The sequence below is a fragment of the Amycolatopsis sp. FBCC-B4732 genome (genome assembly GCF_023008405.1).
GTDB classification, from domain to species: domain Bacteria; phylum Actinomycetota; class Actinomycetes; order Mycobacteriales; family Pseudonocardiaceae; genus Amycolatopsis; species Amycolatopsis pretoriensis_A.
In genome coordinates this window covers 2,171,421-2,186,376 of record NZ_CP095376.1, presented here as the reverse complement: position 1 = coordinate 2,186,376, position 14,956 = coordinate 2,171,421, and the positions used below count along the sequence as shown (strand labels likewise).

Genomic DNA, 14,956 nt, shown 5'->3' with positions numbered 1-14,956 from the left:
CCTGACTCGCATTGGGGAGTTCCCGCATGCCCTCGAAACCCCGGCTCGCCCTGCTCGTGGCCGCGCTGCTCGGCCTCACCACGCTCACGGCGTGCGGATCGTCCACTTCGGACGCTTCCGGCGAGGTCGTGCTGCGGGTCGGCGACCAGACCGGCGCCACGCAGTCCCGGCTCAAGGCCGCGGGCCTGCTCGACAACCTGCCGTACCAGGTCGAGTGGTCGCAGTTCGCCGCCGCGGTCAACCTGCACGAAGCCCTGCGCGCCGACGCGATCGACATCGGCGGCGCCAACGACTCCCCGACCGTGACCGCGATCGCCGGCGGCTCGAAGATCAAGGTCGCCGCGGCCTGGAGCAACGGCGGCAGGGGCACCTACCTCCTGGTACCGAAGGACAGCCCGGCCCGCACCGTCGCCGACCTCAAGGGCAAGCGGGTCTCGCCGACCACCCGCGGCAGCGTCGCGCACTACCTGGTGATCGGCGCGCTCAAGCAGGCCGGGTTGTCGGACAAGGACGTCACGCTCAACTTCCTCGCCCCGTCCGAGGCGAACGGCGCCTTCTCCACCGGCAACATCGACGCCTGGGCCACGTGGAGCGTCTACGCGGCCCGCGCCCGCGGCGAACTCGGCGCCCGCGTGCTGTCCGACGGCGCGGGCATCAACTCCGGCCTCAACGTCCTTTCGGCCACCGACAAGGCACTGGGCGACCCGCGCAAGCGCACCGCCATCCAGGACTTCGCGAGCCGCGTCGACAAGAGCTACGCCTGGTCCAAGGACAACCCCGGCGCGTTCGACAAGTGGTACGCCGGGTTCGCGCACCAGCCGCCGGCGATCGCCGCGCAGGTCCGCCCGGACGAGACGACGTACCAGCGCATCCCGGTCGACGCCGCGCTCGCGGCCCAGCTGCAGAAGACCTACGACACCTGGGTGCAGCAAGGCCTGTTCCCCGGCGGCAAGAAGCTGACCGAGTACATCGACTCCGGACTCGATCCGCGGTGACCGGTGGCGAGGCGACGCGCCCGCGACTACGCCACGCTCGTCCAAGAGCGCGGGGACGTTACCGTCGGGGCATGAAGCCGAGCACTTCCCACTGGGGCGCCTTCTCCGCCGAGGTCGACGCCGACGGGCGGCTCCGGGTCGAGCCGCACCCGGCCGACCCGGCGCCGTCGCCGCTGCTGGGCAACCTGGCCGCCGCGCTGGACCACCCGACCCGGGTGGCCCGGCCGGCGGTGCGCCGCGGCTGGCTCGACGACGGCCCGGGCCCGGACGAGCGCCGGGGCCGCGACGAGTTCGTCGAGGTGCCGTGGGACGAGGTGCTCGATCGGGTGGCCGCCGAGCTCGACCGCGTCCGCACCCGGCACGGCAACCAGGCGATCTTCGGCGGCTCGTACGGCTGGGCGAGCGCCGGGCGGTTCCACCACGCGCAGAGCCAGCTGCACCGGTTCCTGAACACCATCGGCGGCTTCACGTCTTCGCGCAACACCTACAGCAACGGGACGTCGTCGGTGCTGCTGCCGCACGTGGTCGGCGACACCCACGCCGTGCTGCGGCAGGCGTCGACCTGGCCGACGATCCTCGAGCACACCGAGCTGATCGTCGCGTTCGGCGGCGTGCCCGAGAAGAACGTCTTCGTCACGCCCGGCGGCGTCACGAGCCACGGCACACCGGGTCACCTGGCGCGGTACGCCGGGAGCGTCGCGCTCGTCAGCCCGCTGCGCGACGACCTGCCGTCCACAGTGGACGCGCGGTGGTACCCGGTCCGGCCCGCGACCGACACCGCGCTGATGCTCGCCCTCGCGCACACGCTCGTCACCGAAGGTCTGCACGACAAGGCTTTTCTCGACCGGTACTGCGTCGGCTACGCGGAGTTCGAGCGCTACCTGCTCGACAAGGACCCGGCTTGGGCGGCGGAGCTCACCGGCATCCCGGCCGCCGACATCGTCGCGCTGGCCCGCGAGATGGTCGCGAAACGGACGCTGATCACGGTGACGTGGTCCCTGCAGCGCACCGAACACGGCGAGCAACCGGTGTGGGCGGGCATCGCGCTGGCGGCGATGCTGGGGCAGATCGGCCTGCCCGGCGGCGGGTTCGGCCACGGCTACGGCTCGATGGGCGACGTCGGCGACACCGGGCCGGAGCTGCGGATCCCGTACCTGCCCCAAGGCGGCAACCCGGTGCGCGAGTTCATCCCGGTCGCGCGGATCGCCGACCTGCTGCTGCACCCCGGCGAGTCCTACGACTACGACGGCGAGGTCCGCCGCTACCCCGGCATCCGGCTCGTCCACTGGGCCGGCGGCAACCCGTTCCACCACCACCAGGACCTCAACCGCCTGCGCCGCGCGTTCACCCGCCCGGACACCGTGATCGTCCACGAACCGCACTGGACGGCCACCGCGCGGCACGCCGACATCGTGCTGCCCGCGACGACCGCGCTGGAACGCGAGGACATCGGCTCCGGCCGCCGCGACACCCACGTGATCGCCATGCACCGGATCGCTTCGCCCGCCGGCGAAGCGCGGGACGACTACTCGATCTTCGCCGCGCTGGCCCGCCGCCTCGGCGTCGAAGCGGAGTTCACCGAAGGCCGCACGGCCCGGCAGTGGCTGGAGCACCTCTACGCCGGCTGGCGCGAGACACCGTCGTTCGCCGAGTTCTGGGCCGACGGCGGGCTGCGCCTGCCGCCCGGGCGCGAGCACCACACGCTGTTCGCGGACTTCCGCGCGGACCCGGCCGCCCACCCCCTGCGCACCCCGAGCGGGCGCATCGAAATCACGTCGGCGACCGTCGCGGGCTTCGGCTACCCCGACTGCCCCGGGCACCCGGTCTGGTTGCCCCCGGGCGAAACCGGGCCGCTGTGGCTGATCGCGAACCAGCCGCACACCCGCCTGCACAGCCAGCTCGACGCCGGCGACACCAGCCGCGCGGGCAAGGTGGCGGGCCGCGAGCGGATCCGGCTGAACCCGGCCGACGCGGCGGCCCGCGGCATCGCGACCGGCGACGTCGTCCGGGTGTTCAACGCGCGCGGCGCGTGCCTGGCGGGCGCGGTCCTCGACGACGCGCTCCGGCCCGGCGTCGTCCAGCTCCCGACCGGTGCCTGGTTCGACCCGGTCGAGGACCACCCGACCGGCCCGCTGTGCGCGCACGGCAACCCGAACGTCCTGACCGCCGACATCCCGTCGTCCCGCCTGTCGCAGGGCTGCGCGGGCCAGCACGCGGCCGTCGACGTCGAGCGCTTCGACGGCCCGGTCCCGGAAGTGAGTGTCCTGCGTCCCCCGATCGTGAGAGGCCACCGATGATCGCCTTGCAGCCCGTGACGTCCGAAAGCCGGTTGCGCGAAGCGTTCGGCTGCTTCCCGTCCGGTGTCACCGCGGTGTGCGCCCTCATCGACGGCGTCCCGCACGGGATGGCCGCGAGTTCGTTCACGTCGGTTTCGCTGGCCCCGCCGCTGGTGTCGCTGTGCATCCAGCGCACGTCGTCGACGTGGCCGCGGCTGCGCGACCGGCGGCTCGGCCTGAGCGTCCTGGCCGAGGGACAGGACGACGCCTGCCGCCGGCTGTCGTCGCGGGGCGACCGGTTCCGCGGCATCCCGTGGCAGCCCGGCCCGGACGGCAGCGTGTTCATCACCGGGTCGAGCGCTCTGCTCGAATGTTCGCTGGAGGAAGAGGTGCCCGCCGGTGACCACCTGATCGCGCTGCTGCGGATCCACGGCCTGCACACGGCGGAGACCCCGCCCCTGGTCTTCCACGGCAGCCGTTTCCGCCGGCTCGCCGCGGTGTGAAAGCTCAGCGCAGGTGGGCGGCGAACGCCAGCGTCCGCTCCCGCTCCTCGTCGGTGCCGACCGGGCTGACCAGCAGGTCGGTCACGCCGGCCGCGGCGAACCGGGCGACCGTGGCGGCCACGAAGTCCTCGTCACCGGCCGCCACGGTGTCTTCGAGCCCGGCCTTCCCCTGCTGCCGCAGCAGCCGCCGGTAGCTCGCGAACTCCCCCGCCGCGCCGAACCGGCCGCGGATGTCGGCCCGGACCCGGTCCGGGTCCGCCGTCACCGACAGCATCACCGACGCGACCACGCGCGGAGCCGGCCGCCCGGCGCGCTTCGCGGCGTCGGTGATCTTCGGGACCACGTACTCGCCCAGCACTTCCGGTCCCGCCCACACGGTGACCGTGCCATCGGCCAGCTCGCCCGCGATGCCGAGCAGCACCGGGCCGAGCGCGGACACGAGCACCGGCGGCGGCACGGCGCCCGGCACGTCGACCGTCCCGGACACCGAGAGCGTCTCGCCGCGGAAGTCGGTGCTTTCCCCGCGCAGCAACGGCCGCAGCGCCTGGAGGTACTCGCGGACGTGCCGCGCCGGGCGGTCGTAAGAGAGCCCGTACCCGCCCTCGACGATCTCGCGGTGGCTCGGCCCGATTCCCAGGGTCAGCCGCCCGCCGGTGGCCGCCTGCGCCGTGAGCGCCTGGCCGGCCAGTGCCAGCGGGTGCTGGGCGTAGGTCCGCACGACCGCGGTGCCCAGCCCGATCCGCGGCACGCGCGGCCCGGCCAGCGCCGCGACGGTCAGCGCGTCCCACGCCGTGAGCTGCGGGAGGAACGCGCTGTCCAGCCCCAGCCGTTCCGCCGCCGCGATGTCCTCGACGATCCCCTCGAGTCCCGCCTGACCGGTCGCGTAGAGCCCGATCCGCATGCCGCCTCCAACCGGAATATCAGATTCACCTTGTGCCGCGAACGTAGCATAAGATGAATCCAGGATTCCGTTTTGGGAGGAGGCCGGTCATGCGGGCGGACGCCGTGCGCAACCGCGAGCGGATCGTCGAGCACGCCGTGCGGCTGTTCGCCGAGCGCGGGCCGGACGTGCCGATGTGCGAGATCGCCGAAGCGGCCGGCCTCGGCGTCGGAACCCTGTACCGGCACTTCCCCGACCGCCGCGCCCTCGCCTGGGAAATCGGCGCCGGCGCCCTGCGCGACTTGGCGGACTTCGCGCGCGGGGCCCGCGAGCGCGAAGAGACGGCCTGGGCGGAACTGCTGGCGATCATCGGGCACTGCGCGACGCTGCCCTTGGCGCTGGCGAAGTCGTTGACCGAGCTGCTGCCCGAGGACGAGACGCAGGCCGAGCTCGAGCACACGGTCGACTCGCTGCTGGCCGACGTCATCGTGCGCGCCCAGCGGGAGGGCACGCTGCGCGCGGACATCCCCCTGCCGGAAGCCCAGCGGCTGCTGAGCACGATCGTCTGCCGCCCCGGCGCCCGCCCGGACGACTACCTGACGATCGTGATGCTGGACGGGCTCAGGCGCGGCCCGGGCTAGCGAACCACGGTGGCCGGGCCGGCTACCCGGCTCGCGACGACCTGCTGCGCCGGCTCGGGGACGCGGGTTACGGACGGCGTCCGCGCGGAACTCAGGCGCCGGCTTCGCGCTGCCGCCGGTGGGCGGCCATGCGGACCGGGGAGTTCGCGGCGCCGTCGCCCGCGTAAGCGCCGATCCGTTGCACCACCTCGAAAAACACGCGGCCGCCCAGCACCACCGTAAAGAAGTGCAGCAGTTCGCCGTGCTCGTCGCGGTCGTAGAGCACCGACTGCTCGCGCAGGGCGGCCAGCAGCGCGGGCTCCGGTGCCAGCCGGGCGTCGAGGTCGTCGTAGTAGTTCCCCGGGATCTCCAGCAGCGGCGCGCCCCGCTCACGCATCCGGCGTGCGCTCGCCAGCGCGTCGCCCGTGCTCAACGCGACGCACTGCGGTTCCCGCACTTTCGGCGCCCAGTCGCCCCGGCGGAGCAACGCCGACTGGAGGGCGATGCGCACCCGGCCGGCCGGGTCGGCGACCGTGCGGCTGCGGACCAGCCCGAACGGCGCCGCGAACTCCGTCACCGGCTCCGGCTCCAGGCCGAGCACCGCGCGGTAGAACAGCGCCGCCTCGTCGAAGTGGTCGAACGGCTGGGCCAGCGCCAGGTGGTCGATCTTCGTCACGCCCGTGCCCGGGCCGGCCGGCTCGGTCACGGTGAAGTCGCCGAGCCAGCTGTCGCCGGTTTCGGCGCCGGTGCGGCAGAAGAAGACCGACGTCCCGTCCGGGGCGGCGATCGCCGACAGGTCGGCTTCGCCGGCGCGGTGGTCGCGCGGCAGGGGCGGGGCGAGCAGCCGCTGGGCCCGCCGGGCCGAGCCGACCGGGTCCGCGCTCTCCACCGCGACCGCGCCGACGGACGCACTCCCCCGTGGGCCGGAAGCGTTGCCGTTCAAGAGGATCCGCGCGTCACCCTGCTGCCACAACCGGACCGGCTTGGACCGGTGCCGGCCCGTTTCGGCGAACCCGAGCCCGCTCAGCGCCTCCGCGAGCCGGGGCTCCGACACGTCGTCGACGGCCAGCTCGACGAACGCGTGCCCGGCGAGCTCCGGTGCGGGCGGGACGTCCGTGACACCGAGGGTTTCCTGCAGCGCGAGCAGGGACCGCATCGCGTCGACGGCGGCCGGCGCCGGGTCGGCCTGGCGGAAGACGTCGTTGAACACCTCGAGCGACAGCGGTCCGCGGTAGCCCGCCGCCAGCACGTGCCCGGTGAACGCGGTCAGGTCGAACGCGCCCTGGCCGGGGAAGAGGCGGTGGTGCCTGCTCCACTGCAGGACGTCCATCTGCAGCCGCGGCGCGTCGGCCAGCTGCAGGAAGAACAGCTTCTCGCCGGGAATCGTGCGGATCGCGGCCGGGTCGCTGCCCCGCGACAGGATGTGGAAGCTGTCCAGGCACAGCCCCAGCGCGGGGTGGGCGGCGCGGCGCACGATGCGCCACGAGTGCTCGTAGGTGTTGACGAACCGGCCCCACGCCAAGGCTTCGTAGGCGATCCGGATCCCCCGGGCCGCGGCGCGCTCGGCGAGCAGGTGCAGTTGCTCGGCCGCGAGTTCGTCGTCGTCGACCGCGTCCGGGGACACCGACGAGCACACCAGCATCGTGCCGGCACCGAGCTGCTCCATGACGTCGAACTTGAGCTCCGCGCGCCGGAGGTTCCGCGCGAGCACGTCCGGCGGGACGGCTTCGAAGTCGCGGAACGGCTGGTAGAGGTCGATCGACAGCCCCAGTTCGGAGCAGTGTTCGCTGATCTCCTTCGCCGACCACGACGAGGCGATGAGGTCGTTCTCGAAGATCTCCACCCCGTCGAACCCGGCGCGGGCGGCCGCGGTCAGCTTGTCCGCCAGGGTCCCCGACAGGCAGACCGTGGCGATCGAGCGGCGGGGTTCAGTCGAGGACATCGGCGGGTTGCCTTTCCAGGGGTGGGTTTCCGGTGAGCACGGCGAGGTGGCGCAGCATCCGCCCGGCGTCGGGTTCCGCGCCGGTGAACAGGCGGAACGCTTCCGCGGCCTGGAACACCGCCATGCGGCCGCCGTCGAGCACCCGCGCGCCGACCGCGCGGGCGGCCCGGACCAGCTCGGTTTCGAGCGGGCGGTAGACCACCTCGGCGACCCACAGGCCGGGCCGCAGCAGTTCGGCCGGCAGCGGCAGCCCCGGGTGGGCGGCCATCCCGGTCGGGGTGGCGTGCACGAACCCGTCCGCCGCGCCGACGGCCGCCGAGAGGTCCGTCCCGGCCGCCGCGCGGCCGGTCCCGAAGCGGCCCGCGAGCGTGGCGGCGAGTTCGCGGGCCCGCCCGGTGTCCAGGTCGAAGACGTGGATTCGAGCCGTGCCGGCGGTGAGCAAGCCGTACGCCACCGCGGCGCCGGCCCCGCCCGCGCCGAGCACCACGACGGACCCGAGGGGCGCGTCGGGCAGCCCGGTCCGCAGGCCGCTGGCGAAGCCGGACCAGTCGGTGTTGTGCCCGATCGACCGGCCGTCGCGGAACACGACGGTGTTGACCGCGGCGAGCGCGGCGGCGTCGGGCGACAGCTCGTCGAGGTGCCCGAGCACCACCTGTTTGCACGGGTGCGTGATGTTGAGCCCGCGGTACCCCGCGTCCCGGGCCGCCGCCAGCATCGGGCCGACGGCGGTGGCGGGCACCCCGTGGTCGTCGAGGTCGAACCGCGCGTACCCCAGTTCCAGCCCGAGCCGGCGGGCCTCGGCCTCGTGCAGCGGCGGGCTCAGCGACGGCCCGATGCCCGTGCCGATCAGCCCGGTGAGCAGCGTGCCCGGCGCCGCCCGCCCAGCGTGGACGCGGATCGCCTCGACAGCCGAAGACAGGGACACCGGGCACTCCTAATGTACGAACCAGTACGTTATTTGTACCTCATGGCGTCGGCCCCGTGAAGAGCCCGCGGCACCCTAGAGTGGGCACAACAGCCGGCGCGAGGAAGGAAGGCCGTGGCAGCACCATCGCCCGATGAGGTTTCGAACGTCGCCGCGAAGCGCGGGCCCGAGCGCATCCGCGACGCCGACCGGACGCGTGCCGAAATCCTCGACACGGCCGCCCGCGAGTTCGCCGAGAAGGGCTTCGACGGCGCCCGCGTGGACGAGATCGCCGCGAAGACCCGCACCACCAAGCGGATGATCTACTACTACTTCACCAACAAGGACCAGCTGTTCGTCGAAGTGCTCGAACGGGCATACACGGTCATCCGCTCGCTGGAGCAGGACCTCGACGTCGACCACCTCGACCCCGCCGAGGCGATCCGGCAGCTCGCCGGGCTCACCTTCGACCACCACGAGTCCCACCCGGACTTCGTGCGGCTGGTCAGCATCGAGAACATCCACCGCGCCGAGCACATCGCCCGGTCGAACGCGCTGTCCAACCTGGCCAACCCGGCCCTCGACGTGCTCACCCGGATCCTCGAGCGCGGCCGGGCGGCCGGGCAGTTCCGCGACGACGTCGACGCGCTCGACGTGCACATGGCCATCAGCGCGTTCTGCGTGTTCCGGACGGCGAACCGCTACACGTTCAACGCCATCTTCGACCGCGACATGCTGGACCCCGTCCACCGCGACCACCACCGCCGCATGGTCGCCGACATGCTGGTCAGCTACCTGACGACCCGCTGAGCCGGACGATCCGGTCCCCCACCGGCGGGTACCGGGTGAGCACTTCCGGGTCGTGCCCCGGGACGACCGGACCGGCGCCGGCCAGTGCGCGAACCCGGTCGAAAGCGCCGTACACGCCGGGCATCGAGTGCAGCAGCGGGGCCGGGCGGTCGTCGTCGAGGTTCTCGTGGAAGTGGGCGGCGTCCGAGGCCAGCACGACCGGACCGGCGGCCGTCTCGACGCGGACGACCTGCATCCCGGCGGTGTGCCCGCCGACCAGGTGGACGCTGAGCCCGGGCACGACCTCGGCGTCCCCGTCGACGAGGTCGAGCGGCCCGGCCCGCAGGTGGTCGAGGGCGACTTCGTCGAGCAGCCACCGTTCCCGCTCGATCCGCTCGGCCCACGGACCGGTCCAGTAGTCCACTTCGGACCGCTGGACCACGAACCGCGCGCCGGGGAAGTCGGCCACCGTGCCGCAGTGGTCGTAGTGCAGGTGCGTGAGGACGACGATGTCCGGCGCCGCCCCGAGTTCGGCGAGCAGCCGGCCGGGCTCGACGTACTCGAGCCCGGCCACCTCCCGCGCGCGTTCGGCCCGGATGCCCGCGTCGACGAGCACCGTGTGCTCCGGCGACACCGCCAGCCAGACGTAGTAGGCGGTCGGGTGGGGTTCCGCGGAATCCCGGCCGTGGCCCAGGAAGTGCTCGCCGCGGTACCCGGTCCGCCGTCCGTAGCAGAGCGCGTAGACCTCGAAGCCGCTCACCGCGGGACGCCGGTCCCGCTCCGCTCGGGTGCCGGGTCCTTGAGGCCCAGCCGCGCGGTCGGCACCCGGAAGGTCTCCTTCCCGGTGGCCACGGCGATCACGTTGACCAGGCACAGCGCGGCGGTGAAGACGGCGACGCCCACCCACGCGCCGTGGCCCGTCCCGGTGACCCCGACCGCGATGGTCGGCAGGAACCCGCTGATGGCGAACCCGATCTGGGTCCCGATCGCGGTACCCGACAGGCGGACCCGCGCGGGGAACATCTCGCCGTAGAACGACGGCCACACCGCGCTCGTGGCCGTGTAGACGATGCCGAACATCCCGATGCCGACGACGAAGATCCAGAGGTAGCTGCCGGCCGCGATGGCGCCCAGGTACGGGAAGATCAGGATCGCGCAGCCCAGCGACCCGGCCATGAAGATCTTCTTGCGCCCGAAGCGGTCGGAGAACTTGGCCCACAACGGGATCGAGACGACGGCGGCGACGTTGGCCAGCACGCCGACCCACAGCATCGGCGTCTTGCTCAGGCCCACCGTGTTCACGGCGTAGCTGAGCGCGTAGACGGTGAAGATCGTGCTGACGGAAGCGATCAGGGCGGCCACGACCACGCGCAGGACGTCGGCCCAGTGGTCGCGCAGCAGCACGGCCAGCGGCAGCTTCACCACCTCGCCGCTCGCGACCTCCTCCTGGAACACCGGCGTCTCCTCCAGCGAACGCCGGATGTAGTACCCGACCAGCACCACGACGGCGCTGAGCCAGAACGGCACCCGCCAGCCCCAGGACAGCAGGGCTTCCTGCGGCAACGCGGCCACCGGCAGGAACACCGCGGTCGCCAGGATCTGCCCGGCTTGCGTGCCGCTGAGGGTGAAGCTCGTGTAGTACGCGCGCCGGTGCTCGGGGGCGTGTTCGAGGCTCATGGAGTTCGCGCTGGCCTGCTCCCCGCCGGCGGACAGGCCCTGCAGCAACCGCAGCGCGACCAGCAGGATCGGCGCGGCCACGCCCAGCGTCCCGTAGCCCGGCAGGCAGCCGACGAGCACAGTGGACACTCCCATCAGCAGCAACGTCGCCAGCAGCACGCGTTTGCGGCCGAACTTGTCCCCCAGGTGCCCGAGCAAAAGCGCCCCGAGCGGCCGCGACACGTAGCCGACGCCGAAGGTCGAGAGCGCCAGCAACGTGCCGGTCGCGGGCGAGGAGGCCGGGAAGAAGATCTTGTTGAAGACCAGCGCGGCCGCCGTGCCGTAGATGAAGAAGTCGTAGTACTCGAGCGCGCTGCCGATCCACGCGGCCAAGGCCGCCTTGGCGGGCCGGCCCGCGGGCGGGGCGCCCACTGCGCCATCCGGACGATCGGTCACGTCAATCTCCTCCGCGGGTGCGCCGTCGCAGTCCAGGTACCACCCGGTCAGGTATGTACCGTACGGTTAATTAGAGAGATTGAACGGCGCCCGCGGGCTTGTCAAGTACTTGTCCGTCACCCGGCGGCCCGCGGTCGGGTAGCGCGGTGGCGTCCGCCGCGCTCGGCCCGAGCCTGCCCCTCGGCGCCGTCATCGGCCTGTTCGTCGCGGAGCCGGTCGCCCCCGGCACGCGGCCCGGTGAACATCGCGACCCGGAACCCGATGCGGAAAAGGCACCGTTTTCGCCGCGTGCCGGTTGTTCGTGCCCGACGGGAATTCGCCGATCAGGCCCGCGGCGCGTTTCCCGGATTCGTGCAACCGGCGGAACGAACCAATTTCCTCGGCGGGAAAGTTGTGTATACACTTGACGGGGACCGCGAAATTCGCGCGTTCACTTACTGGTATATACCGCCGCAAGGAGCAGGAATGGCCCAGAAGGTCCTCGTCGAGATGCTCGACGACATCGACGGTACCCCCGCCGCCCACACCATCCCGTTTTCCCTCGACGGCGTCACCTACGAGATCGACCTCTCCGACGGCAACGCGGCCGCCCTGCGCGGCGGACTCGCCCGCTACATCGACGCCGCCCGTCGCACCGGCGGCCGCAAGGTCCGCGTCGCGACCGGCCAGTCGACCGCTTCCGACCGCGAGCGCAACCAGCAGATCCGCGCCTGGGCCAACACCAACGGCTACGAAGTCTCCGAGCGGGGCCGGCTCTCCTCCGAGGTGATCGCCGCCTACGACGCCGCCCAGGCGCAGGACGCCGAGCCCGCCAAGGCGCCCCGCAAGCGCGCACCTCGCAAGAAGGTCGCCGCCGCCCGGAAGTAGCCGCCGTGCCGGGAGTTCACGCGGGAGCTCGATCAGCGCGCACCCGGACCGGCAGCGAGCGCCACGCGCGAAGCGTGTTGTTCAGGTGCCGCTCCGGTGTTCCGGCGAGCTCGATCGTCGTCACGCGCCGGGCCAGTGCCGTCAGGAGCGCCTCGGCTTCGAGGCGGGCGACGTGCTGGCCGACGCACTGGTGCAGTCCCATGCCGAAACCGACGTGACCCGACGGATCGCGCGAAAGGTCGAACGCGTCGGGGTCGCTCCACCGGCGTGGGTCGCGGTTGGCCGCGGCGAGGAACATCAGAACCTTGTGGCCCCCGGGAATCCGGACGTCGCCGACGCGCACCTCGGTCGTGGTCGTGCGGAAGAACGTCTGCACCGGCGACTCCCAGCGCACCGCCTCGTCGAACGCCACCCGCGCCAGGCCCGGATTCTCACGCAACCGCCGCCACTGGTCCGGGTGCGTGGCGAATGCGTGCAGCACCGCGGAAAGCGCGTGCACGGTCGTGTCCACCCCGGCCGTGAGCAACGACCGCACGATCAGCGGAGCCTGCTCGTGCGTGATGTCACCGCGATCGCCGGCCGCCCAGATCTCCGCGCCGAAGCCCTCCGGTGCGAGGACCTCGCGGCGGCACTGCTCGCTCACCCAGCCCGACAGTTCCGGCACCCGGGGCGCGCCTCGCGCGACGAGGTCGTTGTCCGGGCCGAAGGCGTTGAACGCGTGGTCGCCGTACGGCAGCAGGTTCTCGCGTCCGTCGGCCGGAATGCCCACCGCGTCGGGGAAAACGCGCAGCGGGAACGCGTGGGACAACGCCGTGGCGGCGTCGAACCGCGGGCCGTCGGCGAGGACTTGGCCGACGAGTTCTTCCGCGTCGGCCAGCCACCTTTCGCGCAGGTGCCGGAGCGCGCGGGGGCCCAGGACCTTGCTCAGCACCCGCCGGGGTGCGTCGTGCCGGGGCGGGTCGGCCTCCAAGAGCAGGCTCGGCGGCCGCCACGGCTTCTCCGTGCGGAAGTTCGCCAGGCCGACGCCCGCCGCGGACTGGAACCGCTGCCAGTCGGTGAGGGCGGCGTGCACCTGCTCGTGGCGGGCGACCGCGTAGACGTCGTAGCGAGGCAGGCGCACGACCGGTCCGGCGTCGCGGAGTTCCGCGTGCAGCGGGAGCGGGTTCTCCAGGACCGCACGGCTGAACGGGTCTCCGTCGTGGACCGGGCAGGCGGTTTCGAGGGTGGTCACGGTGGCCTCCGCGGGGATCACAGGTCGAGGACGAGCCGGTCGGACAGCGAGCGGGACACGCAGACGAACATGCAGTCGGCCGCGGCGCGCTCGTGGTCCTCGAGGATCGCGTCGCGGTGTTCGGGACGGCCCGCGAGCACGGTGGTCTCGCACGTGCCGCACGTGCCCTGGCGGCAGGACGACAGGACTTCGACGCCCGCGCCGGCCACGGCGTCGAGCACGCTCGTCCCGACCGGCACGGTGACGCGCACGCCGGTGCGGGCCAGTTCGACCTCGAACGGCGTGGCCCGGGCGGGTGCGGCGGAGTCGTCGACGGCGAACCGTTCGGTGCGCAAGGTGCGGGGCGGCCACGCCGCGCAGACCCGCTCGATCGCGCCCAGCAGCGGCGCCGGGCCGCAGGCGTAGATCTTCACCCCCGGGCGGGGCTCGCCGAGGAAGCCCGCCAGGTCGAGCAGGCCGTGTTCGTCCTGGGGCCGGACCTCGACGTGCTCGCCGTACGCGCCGAGCTCGTCGAGGAACGCCATCGCCGCGCGGTTCCGCCCGCCGTAGAGCAGCCGCCACCGCGCGCCGAGCAGCTCGGCCTGCTGCACCATCGGCAGCAGCGGCGTGATCCCGATGCCGCCGGCGACGAACAGGTACTCCGGCGAGGGCACCAGCGGGAAGTTGTTGCGCGGCCCGCCCACGCCGACCTCGTCGCCGACGGCCAGCTCGTCGTGCACGCGGGCCGAACCGCCGCGGCCGCCGGGTTCCCGCAGGATCCCGAGCCGGTAGCGCCGCGGGTCCCAGCGGTCGCCGCACAGCGAGTACTGCCGGGTCAGCCCGCCGGGCAGGACGAGGTCGAGGTGCGAGCCGGGCGTCCAGTCCGTCAGCCGGCCGCCGTCGGGGGCGGCCAGCTCGAGGGCCACCACGCCGTCGGCGGCCACGCTCTTGCGGTGGACGCGCAGGGTGTTCATCAGGGTCATCGTCGATCCTCCCCGACGACCATCGCCGACCCCGGCTCGAGCGCGAAACGAACTCTCAATGGACGAGAGAGCCGGCCCGGGCGATACTCGTGGTCATGCCACGGGCCCCCACCGGCGAGTCGTCCATCGCCCGCGCGGCGCGGATCATCGCCGCCTTCACCGCCGACGAGACATCGCTGACCGTCACGGAGATCGCCCGGCGCACCGGCTTGCACATCGCCACGGCGTCGAGGCTGATCGCCGAGCTGACCACGCACGGCCTGCTGGCCCGCGGCCCCGGCCGCGAGGTCCGGATCGGCGTCCGGCTGTGGGAGCTCGCGGCCCGCGCCTCCCCCACGTCCTCGCTGCGCGACACGGCGATGCCCTACCTGGAGGACCTGCACGCGGTGGTGGGCCACCACGCCCAGCTCGGCGTCCTCGACGGCGACGAGGTGCTGTTCATCGAGCGCCTGTCCGCCCGCGACGCGGTGATCAACTATTCCCAGATAGCCGGCCGGCTGCCACCGCACATCTCCTCGTGCGGCCACGTACTGCTGGCGTACGCCCCGGCCGAAGTCAGGCAGCGCGTACTGCGACGCCCGATGCCCGCCTACACCGCGGCGACGATCACGACCGCGGACCAGCTGGACCGCGCGTGGGCGGCCGTGCGCAAGCAGGGTTACGCCTTTCTCGCCGGTCACGTCCACGAGGACGCGACCGGGATCGCGGTCCCGATCCGCGACGCGCTCAACGACGTCGTCGCGGCACTCTCGATCATCGTCCCGAACGACGACCACGCGGACGCGGGCATCGCGGTCCTGCTGGCCGCGGCCCGAGGCGTGACGCGCACCCTGTCCGGACGCCGCTGACCCGGCAGTGAAGACCCCTGGCCGGAA

The 14,956-nt window shown here is 72.9% G+C and carries 14 protein-coding genes; 7 read left to right on the top strand and 7 right to left on the bottom strand.

The features are described 5' to 3' along the window. Positions 1-26 precede the first annotated feature (26 nt). The 3 genes from MUY14_RS09365 to MUY14_RS09355 all read left to right on the top strand — a co-directional run bounded on the left by MUY14_RS09365 (position 27) and on the right by MUY14_RS09355 (position 3,774). Positions 27-995: an ABC transporter substrate-binding protein gene (locus tag MUY14_RS09365; RefSeq protein WP_247022501.1), complete on the top strand. Its 969-nt coding sequence runs from the start codon at positions 27-29 to the stop codon at positions 993-995. Between the two features lie 71 nt (positions 996-1,066). Next, the gene (locus MUY14_RS09360; RefSeq protein WP_247022499.1) at positions 1,067-3,292 is read left to right on the top strand and encodes a molybdopterin-dependent oxidoreductase; all 2,226 of its coding nucleotides are present in this window, start codon (positions 1,067-1,069) and stop codon (positions 3,290-3,292) included. Then, entirely contained in the window at positions 3,289-3,774 is a 486-nt protein-coding gene (locus tag MUY14_RS09355; protein ID WP_247022498.1) for a flavin reductase family protein, read from the top strand. Before MUY14_RS09360 ends, MUY14_RS09355 begins: the two co-directional genes overlap by 4 nt. Positions 3,775-3,778: 4 nt before the next feature. Here the strand turns inward: MUY14_RS09355 and MUY14_RS09350 are convergent, their stop codons facing one another. Further along, positions 3,779-4,675 (bottom strand): TIGR03564 family F420-dependent LLM class oxidoreductase, encoded by an 897-nt coding sequence (locus MUY14_RS09350; RefSeq protein WP_247022497.1) that lies wholly within the window; start codon positions 4,673-4,675, stop codon positions 3,779-3,781. Between the two features lie 89 nt (positions 4,676-4,764). On the opposite strand from MUY14_RS09350, the gene MUY14_RS09345 reads away from it, so the two are divergent. Next, positions 4,765-5,295 (top strand): TetR/AcrR family transcriptional regulator, encoded by a 531-nt coding sequence (locus MUY14_RS09345; RefSeq protein WP_247022496.1) that lies wholly within the window; start codon positions 4,765-4,767, stop codon positions 5,293-5,295. A gap of 91 nt (positions 5,296-5,386) precedes the next feature. Here the strand turns inward: MUY14_RS09345 and MUY14_RS09340 are convergent, their stop codons facing one another. Together MUY14_RS09340 and MUY14_RS09335 are read right to left on the bottom strand one after the other, a co-directional pair. Beyond that, on the bottom strand, positions 5,387-7,216 hold the full coding sequence (locus MUY14_RS09340; RefSeq protein ID WP_247022494.1) for a bifunctional sugar phosphate isomerase/epimerase/4-hydroxyphenylpyruvate dioxygenase family protein: 1,830 nt from the start codon (positions 7,214-7,216) through the stop codon (positions 5,387-5,389). Next, entirely contained in the window at positions 7,203-8,135 is a 933-nt protein-coding gene (locus MUY14_RS09335) for a shikimate dehydrogenase (protein WP_247025090.1), read from the bottom strand. Before MUY14_RS09335 ends, MUY14_RS09340 begins: the two co-directional genes overlap by 14 nt. A gap of 120 nt (positions 8,136-8,255) precedes the next feature. Here MUY14_RS09335 and MUY14_RS09330 point away from each other — a divergent pair, with 120 nt between their 5' ends. Continuing rightward, positions 8,256-8,930: a TetR/AcrR family transcriptional regulator gene (locus tag MUY14_RS09330; RefSeq protein WP_247022493.1), complete on the top strand. Its 675-nt coding sequence runs from the start codon at positions 8,256-8,258 to the stop codon at positions 8,928-8,930. Here the strand turns inward: MUY14_RS09330 and MUY14_RS09325 are convergent. Both MUY14_RS09325 and MUY14_RS09320 read right to left on the bottom strand, forming a co-directional pair. Further along, a complete protein-coding gene (locus tag MUY14_RS09325) occupies positions 8,908-9,669 on the bottom strand; it encodes an N-acyl homoserine lactonase family protein (protein WP_247022491.1) in 762 nt (253 codons plus the stop codon). The genes MUY14_RS09330 and MUY14_RS09325 overlap by 23 nt on opposite strands. Further along, complete coding sequence (locus MUY14_RS09320) at positions 9,666-11,021, bottom strand: MFS transporter (RefSeq protein ID WP_247022490.1); 1,356 nt, start codon at positions 11,019-11,021, stop codon at positions 9,666-9,668. Before MUY14_RS09320 ends, MUY14_RS09325 begins: the two co-directional genes overlap by 4 nt. Positions 11,022-11,486: 465 nt before the next feature. Between MUY14_RS09320 and MUY14_RS09315 the strand changes: the two genes are divergently transcribed. Next, the gene (locus MUY14_RS09315) at positions 11,487-11,888 is read left to right on the top strand and encodes an Lsr2 family protein (protein ID WP_247022489.1); all 402 of its coding nucleotides are present in this window, start codon (positions 11,487-11,489) and stop codon (positions 11,886-11,888) included. A 16-nt stretch (positions 11,889-11,904) separates the two neighbouring features. Here MUY14_RS09315 and MUY14_RS09310 read toward each other — a convergent pair whose 3' ends face one another. After that, positions 11,905-13,119 (bottom strand): cytochrome P450, encoded by a 1,215-nt coding sequence (locus tag MUY14_RS09310; RefSeq protein ID WP_247022488.1) that lies wholly within the window; start codon positions 13,117-13,119, stop codon positions 11,905-11,907. Between the two features lie 17 nt (positions 13,120-13,136). Beyond that, positions 13,137-14,081, bottom strand: coding sequence for a PDR/VanB family oxidoreductase (locus tag MUY14_RS09305; protein WP_247022486.1), 945 nt, complete (start codon positions 14,079-14,081; stop codon positions 13,137-13,139). Between the two features lie 95 nt (positions 14,082-14,176). Between MUY14_RS09305 and MUY14_RS09300 the strand changes: the two genes are divergently transcribed. Then, a complete protein-coding gene (locus MUY14_RS09300) occupies positions 14,177-14,929 on the top strand; it encodes an IclR family transcriptional regulator (protein ID WP_247022484.1) in 753 nt (250 codons plus the stop codon). The last annotated feature ends 27 nt before the right edge of the window (positions 14,930-14,956 follow it).